Source organism: Pontibacillus sp. ALD_SL1, from assembly GCF_017355605.1.
In genome coordinates, this window is the sequence record NZ_CP062974.1 from 2,473,379 (window position 1) to 2,488,495 (window position 15,117).

A 15,117-nucleotide genomic window follows, 5' to 3' on the forward strand; every position below is an offset into this window, starting at 1 on the left:
TGGAATGCTGAAGGGAGGAAAAAAAGTTGGCTCACAAAATTATTAAACCTCTTACTTATTTTATTATGGCGTTAGCTTTAATTGGCATAGGTGTTCGATTATTTACGGATACAACTAGCTTTTTAATGGATATTCTCGTCACAGTCTTATTTGCAGCAGTCATCATCGGAATTGTTTACTTTATTTTCTCAAGGCGTAATGGTGGGACTTCGAATGAAATGAAGCAATACCGAAAGGCAGCCCGACAATCAAAACAAAAATACAAACAACCGACGACCTCTTCTAGCATCGCGAAAAAAATGAAGCCTTCTACCATTAAATCTAAAGTGAGTAGTAAGAAGCAAAAACAAAGAAAAGAAGCCCCTCATCTTCGTGTTATTGAGGGAAATAAAAGTAAAAAGAAAAATCGAGCTTCCTTCTAATAGAAGCTCGATTTTTTCTTTATCCACTCCAATTTCTCAAAAAAGTGGCCGCATGTTTCTCCCCCAGAGAAATTAGTTTATTAATAGAAGCCTCACTTAAATCAAAATCTGTCGTCTCTACATCTTCAACAGGAATAAAAATAATATCTACTGCATCCGCTTTATGAATATATCGCGCATCATGAGCTTGTTTCATGGTTACAAATAACGCTTGAAACATCTCTATAGCGTTTTTGATCTTACGTGCAGGAAGTTGATCATTCCCATTACTCAGTTTCATACCAAGAATTGGCCTCTTCCGCCTCTCTAAATTCGAAGTAAACACCCATATTGGAAAATTACTTAAGAGTCCTCCATCTACAATAAGACTTTTTTTATGATCTTTTCCGATCATCGGTTCAGGTATAAAAAAATAAGGAAGCCCTGCACTCATTCGTACTGCTTTCGCTACAGTAAATTCATTAGGAGAAATTCCGTACACTCTTTCTAAATCATCTGGAATAACCACAATCCTTCCTAAGGTTAAGTCTGAAGCAATTACTTTCAATGCTCCTTCAGGAAGATCTCTAAAGGTATACACCCCTTTTTTTCCAAGCATTTCATAAACCCATTCCTCTAGTTTCTTGCCTTTATATAAACCCATCCGAAAATACAGAAAAAGCCAATTCGAAAACGGAAACCAAGCTCCAAGCTTAGGAGGATCTAATAATTTCTTAAGGTGCAGCTCTCGGAATAAATGATGAATTTGTTTGCTCTTATAACCAGCTGCAAGAAACGAAGCTATAATAGCACCAGCAGATGTCCCTGCTACCCGCTCAAATTGATATCCTTTCTGTTCTACAACTTCAATTGCACCTATAAAAGCAATAGCTTTTACACCCCCACCTGAGAACACGCCATCAATCTTCATAAGACGCCCCTCCTTCCCCCTTTATGATTATCTATAATCTCGAAGAGCGTGTCCTAGACCAGAAACAAAAGTGTAGACGCTATTATTTGTGAGGCGGGGGATCTCATGGAATAAAGACATAAAAAAACACCTGAATATTCAGGTGTTTAGTCTTCTTTTGCTTGTTCTTCATTTAGTTGTTGAACAAGTCGTAATTGTTCGATACATTTTGGGTTTTCTTCAAAGAATTGAACAAGATCACCGATACGATCAATGGAATTCCAGCTCATATGGTGTTCAATTCCCTCTACATCTTCATATATATTCTCTTTATTAACGCCGATAATTTGTAAGAATTGCTCTAATAACTCGTGACGGTACACTAGCCGCTTGCCAACTTTTTTCCCTTTAGAGGTTAACACAAGTCCTCTATATTTTTCGTAATTCAGATACTGATCTCGGTCTAGCTTTTGTACCATTTTCGTAACAGATGATGGATGGACTTGGAGATTTTCAGCGATATCTGAAACTCGTGCATAGCCTTTATCCTCTATTAGCATATATATTTGTTCAATATAATCTTCCATACTTGGTGTTGGCATAAAAATCCTCCAATTCTGCCTCAGCCTACTGTTAAAAATGATACACTAGATTCCTTTCCATGACAAGATTGTCTTACGTGAAATAACTGATCTTACTATTCGGAAAATACTCGTTAATGTAGGCTTCCATCGTCTTTTTAATATCCTCTTGAGTTTCAGTTGGATAGACGTATTTGCCAATTCCGTACCGTCCCCATTTATACTTTCGTTCTTCTTCATCCATTTCAAGCTTAGACTTTGGATAACGCTGGAGGATCACGCGTTTAGCTGGTTTAGTAAAGCGATGCTGAATGAGTTCAAATGTTAAATCTTCCTCATCCACAGAAGACCCTTTCAGTTGCTCATGGAGATGCGCAAACATTTTTTGGTACCCTTCTTTCCACGTATCATCATACAAATAGATTGGCGCTACAATAAAGCCTAGCGGATACCCGGCATCCGCTACCTTTCTGGCTGCTTCAATCCTCTTATCTAACGGTGATGTCCCTGGTTCAAAGTTTTTTATAACGTAATCTGCATTAATACTGAAACGAAAACGTGTATGACCGTTGTGCTCAGCATTCAACAAGTGGTCTACATGGTGATATTTCGTTACAAAGCGAAGACGCCCCTTTTTCTGATTACCCATAAATTCAATCGTCTTCTTTAACGAATGAGTCAGGTGATCGATCCCTACAATATCGGACGTACATGCTGCTTCAAAGCGGGTTGGTTCGTCACGCTCTAAGATGTATTGATGAGCCTGATCAAAGATCTCTTCTAAGTTAACGTACGTTCTTATATATGGCTTTTTGCCAAGGGTCGTTTGCAAATAACAGTAATGGCAGTGCCCCATACAGCCTGTGGCTAACGGAATGGCATATTCAGCTGAAGGTTTTGATGTATCAAATTTTAGTGTCTTTCTAACACCTAGGACGAACGTATTCTTAGCGTTAGCATATTGTCGTAATTCATTGTCTCCTGGTATTCCACGTACTTGATTATGGGAAGTCGTTTCCCTTATCTCAATCCCTTGGTCCTTGAACTTCTGATAGAGATCTTGTGCTAACTTATACTCCATCGCTCGTGGTTCAACATATACAAGTTTAGGCATAAATGGTTTCATACAGTTCACTCCTTTATGCCTTAGTATCACCAACTCTTGTGAGGTATTGCTGGTAATGAATGTATCTTAAAGATTAAAAGTGCAGGCGTGGTGCCTAGGACCGTACGGATAAGTCAGCTTTTTGGAAAAGGCGATTAGCCTTTGGAAAAAAGATGACTTATCTCGCTAGGTCCTCCACGCCGGAACTGGATAGGCTCCTCACCCCGCGGGAGTCTCGCAGTCCCCAAGCCTGCCCCGACATTAATTAGATGAACGGACCCGCTAAATATAGTTGCTCTTAAGCCGTCACATCCTGTGACTACGTCGATCGCCCCTGTCGTGTGAGGGCGGCGGAAGGAGAGTGCTTCCCAGTGCCACCTTACACTACATTAAAGGTGACTTATATGGAAGGCTCAACTACCATCATTAACAGAGACTAAATTAAAAGCGCGTGAGAGTTTGATACTCTCACGCGCTTATTAAATTTCTTTCTTATAGTCCACACTTTAGCTGAGCGCCACAGTTTGTACATGTGTTACAGCCACCAGCGTCTTGAATTTTACCTTCGCGACAGACTGGGCATGTGTTGCCGACTTCAGAACCGATGGTTACATCCGTCTTATCTAATTCATGAACCGTATCCATTAGAACGACTTTACGGTCATCTTCAAATAGTTCTTGCTGTTCCTCGAATGAATTATCTTCTGCTTTAAGCGTCAGAACCTGAGCGTCACGGCTTCCGTCTACATAGACCGTTCCACCTTTTGCTCCACCACGGTATAGGCGCTGATAGACTTGTTCTACTTGCTCAACAGAATAACCTTTAGGTGCATTCACTGTTTTCGAGATCGAACTATCCACCCAGCGTTGAATGACACATTGTACGTCAGCATGCGCTTCTGGTTCAAGCTCCATCGCTGTTACGAACCAGTCAGGCAAGTTATTTGGATTTTGCTCAGGATGTTCACGCAGATATTCTTCTAAGATCTCCGCTTTAACTTCAATAAACTTACCTAGGCGGCCGCTTCGGTAATAAGAGAAGGAGAAGTATGGTTCAAGTCCTGTAGAAACGCCTACCATGGTACCTGTAGATCCTGTTGGAGCTACCGTTAAGAGGTGTGAGTTACGGATTCCGTACTCTAATATACCTTGGCGAATATCTTCAGGCATGCCTTGCATGTATCCGGTATTAATGAACTTCATACGAAGCTCTTTTGTTTCTTCTTCTGTTTGACCTTCTAAGAAGGGGAAACTTCCTTTTTCTTTCGCGAGTTCAATGGAAGTGCGGTAAGCGGTAGTGGCGATCGTTTCAAAGATCTCATCTACTACTTTATTCCCTTCTTCAGAGCCATAGGCCGTTTCCGTATAGATTAGTAAATCGTGCAGTCCCATTACTCCAAGGCCAATACGGCGCTCACCTAGAGCCTGCTTTTTATTTTCTTCAAGGAAATATGGAGTAGCATCAATTACGTTATCTTGCATACGAACCCCTGTTTGAACCGTGTTTCTTAACTTTTCAAAGTCTACAACTTTCGATTCCTTATCCGCTACAGAAGCAAGATTAACTGCTGCAAGGTTACAGACAGAATATGGTGCAAGGGGTTGTTCTCCACATGGATTTGTCGCTACTACCTTGTGTCCATAACTTGTTGCATTTGTTTTATCATTAGCGTTATCGATAAAGAAGATCCCTGGTTCTGCTGAATAGGTAGCACAGATATTGATTAAGTTCCAAAGGTCTTTCGCTTTCATTCGGCGATACGTACGAACTTTATATCCCTTATCCGCCCATTCTCGAACGTCACCAGATTCATGCCATTCTTCATTGTAGGCTTTCATTTCTTCTTTTGTATAACTCTCAACATCTGGGAAACGCAGTTCATACATTTCATCATTTTCAACAGCATCCATGAAGTCGTTCGTTAAACATACAGAAATATTCGCACCTGTTAGGAACTCAGAGTTGTGAACATCATAGTTCCCACCAAGGTCCAGTTTCTCCCCGGCATCAGCAATGGCTGCATCTGTAAAGCCGCCTTTCCCTTCAACGCTTTTAAAGTTGACGATACTTTGATACATGTCACGCTCTGTTGCTGATAGAGGAGTAAATTTCAATTTAGCTTTCGCTTGTTGTTTGATGACTTCATCATCTACATTCTCAATCAAGAAGCGAAGGATTCGTGGGTTTTGCATCTTCGAGATGATGAACTCCACGATATCTGGGTGCCAATCTGCTAACATAATCATTTGAGCACCACGTCTTGAACCACCCTGTTCCACAAGGTGAGTGAGCTTTGCAATATCATCTAACCAAGAAACAGAACCTGATGACTTCCCGTTTACGCCTCTTGCAAGGGCGTTACGAGGACGTAGTGTTGAACCGTTTGTTCCTACACCGCCACCGCGGCTCATAATTTCCATAACCTGCTTACGGTGATCGGAAATGCCTTCACGTGAGTCTTGAATAAATGGCATGACGTAACAGTTGAAGTACGTAACATCTGTTTCAGAACCTGCTCCGTACAAAACACGGCCGGCCGGAATGAAGTTTAACTTAGACAGCTCATTGTAGAACTGCTGGAACGATTCCTGCCTTTTCGCTTCATCTGTTTCAACAGCAGCTAGTCCAGTTGCGTTACGCTTAGCGATCTGTTCATAGAAGATTTCAAGAGGCTTATCAATAACGTCTAGCTTACGATTTATAATACCTGTTTCCACTTCTTCTGGCTTCTCAAGGACGCTTGCGAACTCAGGCTCGACTTTCACTTCAGCTTTGGCCTGTTGCCAATCAATCGATACAATGTAACCTAATCCTCGCGCTGGAAATTTAGGATCATCTTTAACAGTAAGTACGACAAAGTCCCCTTTAGTAAGCGTAACTTTCTCTGTATCTTTAAAAGCATATCGGTCTAGCATCACCAAACGGGATACTCCAGCATGTGTGATGTTCATATCCTCCGTTACCGGATGTACTTGAGGAAATAAACCGATGTCTTTATTAAGTTGTTCTATGTTGATTTGATTCATTGTTTCATTTGCGGTTTGCATGAGCCTACCTCTCCTCTACCATAAAAAGTGTCGGTTGAACTCGACATAATCTAGATGATAACTCTTAAAAGCACGCCGTTCAACTAATACATATAACATACCACATAAACGACTAATCAAACAATATATTGTGTTCGACATTTTCGATACGCCCATATATTGTGTTTTTGAACGTTAGGCAGAAAATTTGTCAATCGCAAAATTCGCCAAGATTTGAAGCAAATAGAAGAAATATAAAGAGAAAAGATGAATTTATAGATGGAACGTATTTTTTTCAAGATTGCCCTTCTTCACCTGTTTATACCCTCCCCATATATGGGATGATCGTCCACTAAAAGTTATCCTTTATTTAAATAGATCTAGGGTTCCCTTGACTTTTCATATATGTAGGAGTCATCCACCAAAACTTCATCCATTAAAGTTTGACATACACGTTATACTGACATTGTGAAATTCTAAATAGCACCACACAACCTAGCATTAGAAAAAAACTTTGAATCTTATTATAAAGCAAACTATAATAGAGAAAGAAGATAGAACTATAGGGGGAAGATTAATGACCGGATTATGGATACTACTTGGCTTACTTGTTGTCATTATCGGCTATGGTGTCATTAAGTATATGGCTCAACGTCGTTATTTGAAAACATTAACCTCTGAAGAATTCAGACAAGGTTACCGTAAAGCTCAATTAATTGATGTACGCGAACCAAACGAATTTAAATCAGGCCACATTTTAGGGGCCCGTAATATACCCGTTACTCAATTGAAGCAACGCTTACAAGAAGTTCGCCCTGACAAACCCGTTTATTTATACTGCCAGAACGGATCACGCGCTGCACGTGCCGCTACCCTCCTTCACAAGAAGGGCTATAGCGACTTGAATCAGCTTCAGGGCGGATTTAAGAAATGGGATGGAAAAGTTAAATCAAGTTAAGAGTAAGAGCGATTTAATGTTTCCTTATTCAAAAAGACTCCTCAACATTGAGGAGTCTTTTCTTTGTTCGATTATTTCTGGTAACGTAGAACAGGTTTACGGGCAGCTGTCGTTTCATCCATACGACCTACAATTGTCGTATGCGGGGCTTCTTGAACAATTTCAGGATTGTCATTTGCTTCCTGATGGATTTGTCTCATTGCTTCAATAAACTCATCTAGCGTCTCCTTCGCTTCTGTTTCCGTTGGTTCAACCATCATGGCTTCTTCCACATTTAACGGGAAGTAAATCGTAGGTGGATGATAGCCGAAATCAAGAAGTCGTTTAGCCATATCAAGCGTTCTGACACCAAGTTTCTTCTGACGTTTTCCTGATAGTACAAATTCGTGTTTACAATGCTGTGAGAACGGAAGGTCAAAATCTTTCTCAAGTTCTCTCATCATATAGTTCGCATTCAATACGGCGTACTCACTTACTTGTTTTAACCCTTTAGCCCCCATTGTACGAATGTACGTATAAGCACGGACGTTAATTCCAAAGTTCCCAAAATACGGTTTAACGCGACCGATTGAGTCTGGACGATTATCATCGAAAACATAACGTTCTTGTACTTTAGTTACAATTGGCTTTGGCAGATATGGAGCTAAATCATTCTTCACTCCAACTGGACCTGAACCAGGACCACCCCCACCATGAGGACCAGTAAATGTTTTGTGTAAATTCAAGTGGACAACATCAAACCCCATATCCCCTGGGCGAGCGTATCCAAGGATAGCATTTAAGTTGGCACCGTCATAATAAAGTTTACCGCCTGCTTCATGGATGATCTCGGCCATTTCTAAGATCTCTTCTTCAAATAAACCAAGCGTATTCGGATTTGTTAGCATGAGAGCAGCTGTGTTCTCATCAACCACCCGTTTTAAATCATCTAAATCGACAAGCCCTTTTTCATTGGATTTTACCGTTACCGCTTCAAAGCCAGCTACCGTTGCAGATGCAGGATTCGTTCCATGTGCTGAATCTGGAACGATGACCTTGGTACGGTTGTAGTCACCATTCGCCTCGTGGTAAGCACGAATCATCATAAGTCCTGTCCACTCACCATGAGCTCCTGCAGCAGGTTGCAGCGTAACTTGATCCATTCCTGTAATCGCTTCAAGAGAGGTCTGAAGATCATACATTAAACCTAGTGCTCCTTGAACTGACTCTGGAGCTTGTAAGGGATGAATGTGACTAAATCCAGGCATACGAGCTACATCTTCATTCATTTTAGGGTTGTATTTCATCGTACAAGACCCTAGTGGATAAAATCCTGAGTCCACACCGTGATTCCGTTTGGAGAGAGCCGTGTAGTGACGCATAATCTGCAGTTCACTTACTTCAGGCAAATCAGCATCGGCGCTTCTGACGTATGGGACTTCAATGTCTAAGTCTACCTCTGGTACATCTAAATCAGGCAGACTAAATCCTACGCGTCCTTCTTGACTATGTTCAAAGATGAGCGGAAAATTTTCGTTATGCATATACATCCCCCAATTCCTTCACAAATCGATCGATCTCTTCCTTTGTACGCATTTCGGTCACGGCTACAAGCATATGGCCACCTAAATCAGAATGAACCCTTTCTAGGTCAAGACCACCAATCATCCCTTTTTCTTGCAGCTTTTCATTAAGTGTCGTTACAGAACCTTGAACTTGCAGAACAAATTCATTAAAGAAAGCCTTTGAATACAACACTTGGAAGCCAGCATCTTCGAACTTTTTCTTCGCATAGCGGGCTTTTTGCATGTTTTGATAGGCCATTTCTTTAATGCCTTTCTTACCGAGCGCACTAAGGGCTACAGATGTGCCTAATGCATTTAAAGCTTGGTTAGAACAAATGTTAGATGTGGCTTTATCTCTTCTGATGTGTTGTTCACGAGCTTGCAATGTTAACACAAAGCCTCTTCGCCCTTCTTCATCTTGTGTTTGGCCTACAAGACGCCCTGGAACTTTTCTCATTAGTTTCTTGGTCGTAGCGAAGTATCCACAGTGCGGTCCACCAAACTGTGCAGGAATACCGAACACTTGAGTATCGCCTACAACAATATCCGCTCCAAATTCACCAGGTGGTGTGAGATACCCGAGAGCTAGAGGATTACTTGAAACCATAAACATTGCTTTTGAATCTTTTAAGATCTCTTGTACGTCTTCTAAAGGCTCAATTTGTCCGAAGAAGTTCGGATATTGAATGACGACGCCTGCAGTTTCTTCATCTAACTCATCTGCTAACATAGATAGGTTTGTCAAACCCTCTCTTGCTTCGATTTCAACCACTTCAATGTTTTGTCCCATTGCATAAGAATGAATAACTTCTAAAGAGTGAGGGTGAATGGCTTTAGATACAAGAACTTTTTTCTTCCTTGTTTGCCCAGCGCTTAGCGTCACCGCCTCTGCAAGTGAGGTGCCCCCGTCGTACATAGAAGAGTTAGATACTTCCATCCCTGTTAGCTCAGATATCATCGTCTGGAATTCAAAGATCGCTTGTAGCTCTCCTTGAGAAATTTCTGGCTGATAAGGTGTGTAAGCTGTATAGAATTCTGAACGAGACAGTACATGATCTACAATGGAAGGAATGTAATGATCATAAACCCCTGCCCCTAGAAAAGATGTATAGTCTTTCGTGTTGATGTTGTCTCCAGCTAGTTGAGCCAATTCTTTCATTAACTCTGGCTCACTTGCGCTAGGCTTTATGTTTAAATTTCCTTTGAAACGAACCTTGTCAGGGATATCACTAAATAAAACATCTGTTGATTCAACGCCAATACTGTCTAACATAGATCGTTTATCATGATCGGTCATAGGTAAATATCGAAATGTCATTGTAAAACCTCCCTATCCTTATCCTTACCGCTTATAAAATGGTGTTGGTATTACTTTTGCTTTCAACAATCTTTTACGAACCTGAACGAGCAGTTCGGTATCAGGCTCCGTATATTGATTAGGAACAACGGCAAGGCCTATATTTTTCTCTAATGTCGGAGACTGTGTACCAGTGGTAACAAAACCAATTTCCTTATCGTCATCAAATACTTTATAACCGTGGCGCGGAATCCCTTTATCGATCATTTCAAGACCTACGAGTTTCCTCTCTGTTCCTTCTTCTTTTTGTTTCTTAAGAACAGACTTGCCAATAAAGTCACCTTCTTTATCCACTTTGACAGCAAATCCAAGTCCAGCTTCAATAGGCGTAATATCTGCACTTAGCTCCTGACCATATAAAGGAAGCTTTGCTTCAAAACGAAGCGTGTCCCTTGCTCCAAGTCCAACAGGAAGTACCCCGTCCTCTTTGCCTTCAGCAAGAATAGCTCTCCAAAGCGCTCCCCCCGCATCTGGATGAATATAAATCTCAAATCCATCTTCTCCTGTATAACCAGTACGAGAAACAAGCGCTGCATGTTCAACACCACTAAAGGAGACATCTTGCAAGAATCGGAAGAATTTGATTTCAGAAAGATCCTGATCTGTTAAACGTTGTAAAACTGCTTCAGCCTTCGGTCCCTGAATAGCGAGTTGGACATACTGGTCGGAGACGTTATGAAGCGTCGCGTTTTCCGTTACATTTTCCTTTAGCCAATTGAAATCCTTATCTGTATTCGCTGCATTCACTACAAGCAAATAGGATTGCTCCTTCAACTTATAGACAATCAGATCATCAACCGTCCCTCCATCTTCATAGCAAAGAAACGTATATTGTGCCCGATTAGGTGTTAGTTTGGTTACATCATTCGTGAGCATCTTTTGCAGGTAAGCTTCACTTTCAGGTCCCTCTACTAAAATCTCTCCCATATGGGAAACGTCAAACAACCCAGCACTTTTGCGTGTTGCGTGATGCTCTTCTTTAATAGATGTAAATTGAACAGGAAGATCCCATCCTCCGAAGTCAACTGTTTTTGCTCCCCACTCCCCGTAATGAGGGTGCAGTGGTGTACGTTTTAAATCAGCCATTTTCAATATCCCCCTATGTACATAATCGTTCAAACTTGCGCTATTTTTCTGAAAATTTAACATAAAAAAACAGAGAAGCCACAATTCACGTGTCATTCCCTGTCCGTTAACCAGAAAGTTTCGCAGTATTCATTGCTGCTTTCTTCTTGGGTGGCCTTACGTAGGCACTCTCCAGAGGTGCGTCCTACAAGAGTCTTTTTGCCTGAGAGATTCACATCACTGTTTGCTCCTTCGGCGCCGCCAAGTTTCTGCGGTCTCTCCTCTTGTAATCATTCGCCATCATAATATTTTCATAAATGGTTCATACTAATTCATAAACGTTTCGGAATAGTAAACACTAGTTTACAAATTCACTGTCATTATATCACACGGTATTTGCACTGTGCACAAAAATTTATTGCTTGTAAAGGTAGGGTTACACATGAATCCATCTATAGAGATCGATACTTCTATTGATCCAATAGTAGCAACGAACTTACAGTCAGAAGGCCCTTTTGCTTCATGGGAATTATTCCAGATGGCCTATGAGACATCAAAGCACGTTGCCACTCCTGAATTTAAGGGGCTCCAATCACCCAAATACTTACCTCATGTCGACTTTCTTCCTCATCAATTAAATTGTGCTGAACAAGTGGTGGAAGAAATGAACGGACGAGCAATCCTAGCAGACGAAGTAGGACTAGGTAAAACGATAGAAGCAGGATTAATTTTAAAAGAATATATGATTCGTGGACTTGTAAAAAAAGTACTCATACTAGCCCCTGCCTCTCTCGTCAATCAGTGGGTACAAGAAATGAACCAGAAGTTCTATATCCCTGCAGCAGCTCAAAGAAAGTCTGCTATCTGGGACTATGATATTGTCGTATCTTCTATTGATACGGCTAAGCGACATCCGCATCAGGAAAAAATCTTAGACACAGAATATGATCTAATTATCATTGACGAGGCTCATAAATTAAAAAATCATAAAACGAAAAACTACGCGTTTGTAAGGTCACTAAAGAAAAAATATTGCCTTCTTCTGACGGCCACTCCAGTGCAGAACCACCTGGTTGATATCTTTAATTTAGTTTCTATCTTAAAGCCAGGTCATTTAGGAAACTATGAAGACTTCACTAAACGCTTTGGAAGAAATCGAAATCAACTATCAAATGATGAACATTTAAAAGAATTAGTCAAAAAAGTCATGGTCCGTAACCGTCGTGATGAAACAGGTGTGGATTGGACGAAGCGTAATGTAGAAACAGTCTATATTGATTTCACAGAAGAAGAAAAGAACGCTTACGAAAAGCTGTCTGAAGTTACAAGCGGAGGAATGGCTTTTTCCAACATTGTTCTTTTGCGAGAGTTATGCTCAAGCCGCGAAGCGTGTTTCCTTTCGATTCAGAGTATGTTGAAGAATGAGGAGATCCATCCTTCAAGAGCTGAACAACTACAAGAGATGATTGGCTATATCGAGAAAATGCCTCATCACGCTAAAGCGCAAAAAGTTGTTGAATTAATCTCGAAAACGGATCAGAAATTCATTATATTCACGGAGTATAGAGCTTCTCAATACTATCTACAGTGGTATTTGCAACAACATGGCATTACATCCGTTCCGTTTAGGGGTGGCTTCAAGCGAAGTAAGAAGGATTGGATGAAGCAACTCTTCCAAAACCACGCCCAAGTTCTCATTGCTACAGAAGCTGGAGGGGAAGGGATTAACTTGCAGTTCTGTAACAATATGATTAACTATGACTTACCTTGGAATCCGATGCGCCTCGAACAACGAATCGGGCGTATTCACCGGTTTGGACAGAAAGAAGACGTTAACATTTACAACTTTGCCATTCGAGACACAATTGAAGAACACGTTCTTTCCCTTCTTTATGAGAAAATCCACCTTTTCCAAAGAGTCGTCGGGAACTTAGATGCCATCTTACAAAAGCTAGAACTTGATAACCTAGAAGATGAAATTCAATCCATTTTTACAGAGTCTGCTTCAGATGGGGAAATGAAAGTAAAACTCAACAACTTATCTTCCGTTATATCGTACGCAATGGAACAAGATCAGGAGGTGGAAATGGATGGAACAACAGGCGCTTCATAGCTTCTTGCATCGCTACTTCACAGCTAATGATTGCTCGATTTTAGAAGACCGTGATGGGGTTATGAAAATTCAGTTAACTGAAGAACAAGATGAAGTACTCATGAACCGACCATTCTATTGGAATTATGTCAAAAGGGTCAACGGTAAAGGAATTCCCATGCAGGTAACCTTTATTACCAACCCAAACCGTCGTGAAGAGAAGGGAGAATGGCTACACTTTGGCTCCCCTCGCGTTCACCAGATGTTTCAGATGCTACGAAAGAAAGGACAAATCACAAGGCAATATGAACAAGTAGACACAAATCAACAAACAAGCCTCACCCCTTGGCTTATTCTAAATGCATCGATTAATTTTAAAGGGACTCAAAAACGACAGGAGATTGTCTCATTAGGGCTTCAGTTGATTAACGGAAGTATAATCCCGCAGTTCATGGACCGCTTGGGCTCTATTTCCCTTTCCCCTAAGATTCCAGATTACTGCTATACGTTAACACCAATTATTAAGCTGCCAAGTGCATTAAAACGGGTTGAAGCCTATATACATGGAAACGTTACGAAGCAGGACCTTTCTTGGGGCGAAGATGCACTACGGTTGTTAGAAGAAGAAAAACAATTATTAGAGCACTTTTATAAAAACGATGTTCAATCTGAAGATGATGAGGATGAAGAAGCTGTTGAGCTAAAAGCCGAGGCTGTGGAAAGACTTGAAAGAGAAAAAAGTGCGCTTCAACAACGATATGAACCCAAAATTGTAGTGGACGTTATTAATGCTGGAATGATTTATATCAGCCAGTCCAGCTCTTCTAAAATGATAGCAGACCACCTAAAAGCTTAAAAAAGCAGCGTCTAGGTAGATAGACGTTGTAAAACCACAAAAAAGTCGTATGATCTCTTTAAAGAGATCATACGACTTACATTATGGAATGGATATTATTTAACATGCTTTTTGAACATAAACTTCAAAGCAAAAGGCAACATCCCAAACCATCTAGAACTTATAGCTTCTTGCTGTTTCTTTTGTTCTTTTCGTTTCTTTCGTTCATCTTCAGGTAGATCCATATACTTCACAATTTCTTGAGTCATAAATTTCACATAGTCATTTCCAGACATAGATCCTCACCTCACATTAGGTGTACATCAGTAGTATGTCCAAAAACCCTTTATTTTATAACGTTCGCTACTTGAACAACTATCTCATCCACCGCTCGATCATTCGTGTTAACCGTAACATGAGCCCATTCTTTATAAGTAGGAAGTCGCTTTTCAAATAAAGCACGCCTTTTTGTATGATCCTGATTCCAAAGCGGTCGGTTCTGGTCTTCTTGAAGACGTTCTATAATCGAATCAAAATCAGTATGTAAATATATAATCTTCCCAGAACTCTCCATCACAGCGTGATTAGTAGGCGTTTCAATAATTCCACCACCAGTAGCTATAACTGCATCCTTACTTTTGGCTGCGCTTAGAGCTTCTGCCTCATACTTACGGAAAGAAGCTTCCCCACCTTCAGCAAAAATATCTGGTATGCTCTTACCATTCCTTTCCTCTATTGACTGATCTAAATCAATAAAAGATTTTTGAAGTCGTTCTGCCAGTTGTTTTCCGACGCTGGATTTACCACTTCCCATAAATCCAATTAAGTAAATATTTTGCAAACCTGCTCCTCCTTAGTGTAGCGGCTGGTCTAACGTTGCCTGAATCAATGTCATAAGCCTCGGAGACACAGAATCAGGGTCAACCATGCCGTCTTTTTCTGTTTTCACTTGCATAAGGTCTTTTAAGATCTCATGCTGAGCATCCCCAAGGTCCACACCGCCTTGCTCTAATGCAAATTTCAAAGCATACACTCTTTCATGCAAAACTTCTCTATCCAAAATCATCCACTCCTTTTTCCGTTTAATTCATCTTATCACAGCAAGAGCGATGAGAGCCACGGGGACACGTTCATTGTCCCTTCCCGTCTCAAAATCACAAGATTTATTCAGGGGAGGAGATGATCCCTTATATCATCACTAAGAAATATTGAAAAAAAAGAAGGAATTACTCTTAACTTGTC

14 protein-coding genes and 1 riboswitch are annotated in these 15,117 nt (G+C 40.7%); of the genes, 4 read left to right on the forward strand and 10 right to left on the reverse strand.

Annotated elements, in window-relative coordinates:
- Nucleotides 1–26 precede the first annotated feature (26 nt).
- The gene (locus IMZ31_RS12575; RefSeq protein ID WP_242705557.1) at nucleotides 27–422 is read left to right on the forward strand and encodes an SA1362 family protein; all 396 of its coding nucleotides are present in this window, start codon (nucleotides 27–29) and stop codon (nucleotides 420–422) included.
- Nucleotides 423–441: 19 nt separating this feature from the next.
- Here IMZ31_RS12575 and IMZ31_RS12580 read toward each other — a convergent pair whose 3' ends face one another.
- The 4 genes from IMZ31_RS12580 to IMZ31_RS12595 form a co-directional block, all read right to left on the reverse strand.
- On the reverse strand, nucleotides 442–1,332 hold the full coding sequence (locus tag IMZ31_RS12580; RefSeq protein WP_207527697.1) for a patatin-like phospholipase family protein: 891 nt from the start codon (nucleotides 1,330–1,332) through the stop codon (nucleotides 442–444).
- A gap of 146 nt (nucleotides 1,333–1,478) precedes the next feature.
- Nucleotides 1,479–1,913, reverse strand: a complete 435-nt coding sequence (mntR, locus tag IMZ31_RS12585) for a transcriptional regulator MntR (RefSeq protein WP_036782085.1) — start codon at nucleotides 1,911–1,913, stop codon at nucleotides 1,479–1,481.
- Nucleotides 1,914–1,986: 73 nt separating this feature from the next.
- Entirely contained in the window at nucleotides 1,987–3,018 is a 1,032-nt protein-coding gene (gene splB / locus IMZ31_RS12590) for a spore photoproduct lyase (RefSeq protein ID WP_207527698.1), read from the reverse strand.
- Between the two features lie 471 nt (nucleotides 3,019–3,489).
- Complete coding sequence (locus IMZ31_RS12595) at nucleotides 3,490–6,045, reverse strand: vitamin B12-dependent ribonucleotide reductase (protein ID WP_207527699.1); 2,556 nt, start codon at nucleotides 6,043–6,045, stop codon at nucleotides 3,490–3,492.
- A 556-nt stretch (nucleotides 6,046–6,601) separates the two neighbouring features.
- On the opposite strand from IMZ31_RS12595, the gene IMZ31_RS12600 reads away from it, so the two are divergent.
- Nucleotides 6,602–6,982, forward strand: a complete 381-nt coding sequence (locus IMZ31_RS12600; protein ID WP_207527700.1) for a rhodanese-like domain-containing protein — start codon at nucleotides 6,602–6,604, stop codon at nucleotides 6,980–6,982.
- A gap of 71 nt (nucleotides 6,983–7,053) precedes the next feature.
- On the opposite strand, the gene gcvPB is transcribed toward IMZ31_RS12600, so the two are convergent.
- Genes gcvPB through gcvT form a run of 3 tightly spaced genes read right to left on the reverse strand, consistent with a single transcriptional unit; the run spans nucleotide 7,054 to nucleotide 10,969 of the window.
- Entirely contained in the window at nucleotides 7,054–8,505 is a 1,452-nt protein-coding gene (gene gcvPB, locus IMZ31_RS12605) for an aminomethyl-transferring glycine dehydrogenase subunit GcvPB (RefSeq protein ID WP_207527701.1), read from the reverse strand.
- Nucleotides 8,498–9,844, reverse strand: a complete 1,347-nt coding sequence (gcvPA, locus tag IMZ31_RS12610; RefSeq protein WP_207527702.1) for an aminomethyl-transferring glycine dehydrogenase subunit GcvPA — start codon at nucleotides 9,842–9,844, stop codon at nucleotides 8,498–8,500. The genes gcvPB and gcvPA overlap by 8 nt, the downstream gene beginning before the upstream one ends.
- Before the next feature lie 24 nt (nucleotides 9,845–9,868).
- Nucleotides 9,869–10,969 carry a glycine cleavage system aminomethyltransferase GcvT gene (gene gcvT, locus IMZ31_RS12615; protein WP_207527703.1) on the reverse strand — a complete coding sequence of 367 codons (1,101 nt, stop codon included), beginning with the start codon at nucleotides 10,967–10,969 and terminating at the stop codon, nucleotides 9,869–9,871.
- Between the two features lie 180 nt (nucleotides 10,970–11,149).
- Nucleotides 11,150–11,242: riboswitch (glycine riboswitch) on the reverse strand.
- 148 nt (nucleotides 11,243–11,390) lie between these two features.
- Here gcvT and IMZ31_RS12620 point away from each other — a divergent pair.
- Nucleotides 11,391–13,061 carry a DEAD/DEAH box helicase gene (locus IMZ31_RS12620; RefSeq protein ID WP_207527704.1) on the forward strand — a complete coding sequence of 557 codons (1,671 nt, stop codon included), beginning with the start codon at nucleotides 11,391–11,393 and terminating at the stop codon, nucleotides 13,059–13,061.
- Entirely contained in the window at nucleotides 13,039–13,896 is an 858-nt protein-coding gene (locus IMZ31_RS12625; protein ID WP_207527705.1) for a YqhG family protein, read from the forward strand. The genes IMZ31_RS12620 and IMZ31_RS12625 overlap by 23 nt, the downstream gene beginning before the upstream one ends.
- Nucleotides 13,897–13,991: 95 nt before the next feature.
- Here IMZ31_RS12625 and IMZ31_RS12630 read toward each other — a convergent pair whose 3' ends face one another.
- The 3 genes from IMZ31_RS12630 to IMZ31_RS12640 are packed head-to-tail and all read right to left on the reverse strand — an operon-like array spanning nucleotide 13,992 to nucleotide 14,935.
- Nucleotides 13,992–14,171, reverse strand: a complete 180-nt coding sequence (locus IMZ31_RS12630) for a YqzE family protein (RefSeq protein ID WP_036782096.1) — start codon at nucleotides 14,169–14,171, stop codon at nucleotides 13,992–13,994.
- A 50-nt stretch (nucleotides 14,172–14,221) separates the two neighbouring features.
- A complete protein-coding gene (locus IMZ31_RS12635; RefSeq protein WP_207527706.1) occupies nucleotides 14,222–14,716 on the reverse strand; it encodes a shikimate kinase in 495 nt (164 codons plus the stop codon).
- Nucleotides 14,717–14,728: 12 nt separating this feature from the next.
- Nucleotides 14,729–14,935, reverse strand: coding sequence for a hypothetical protein (locus IMZ31_RS12640; RefSeq protein ID WP_036782098.1), 207 nt, complete (start codon nucleotides 14,933–14,935; stop codon nucleotides 14,729–14,731).
- Between the last annotated feature and the right edge of the window lie 182 nt (nucleotides 14,936–15,117).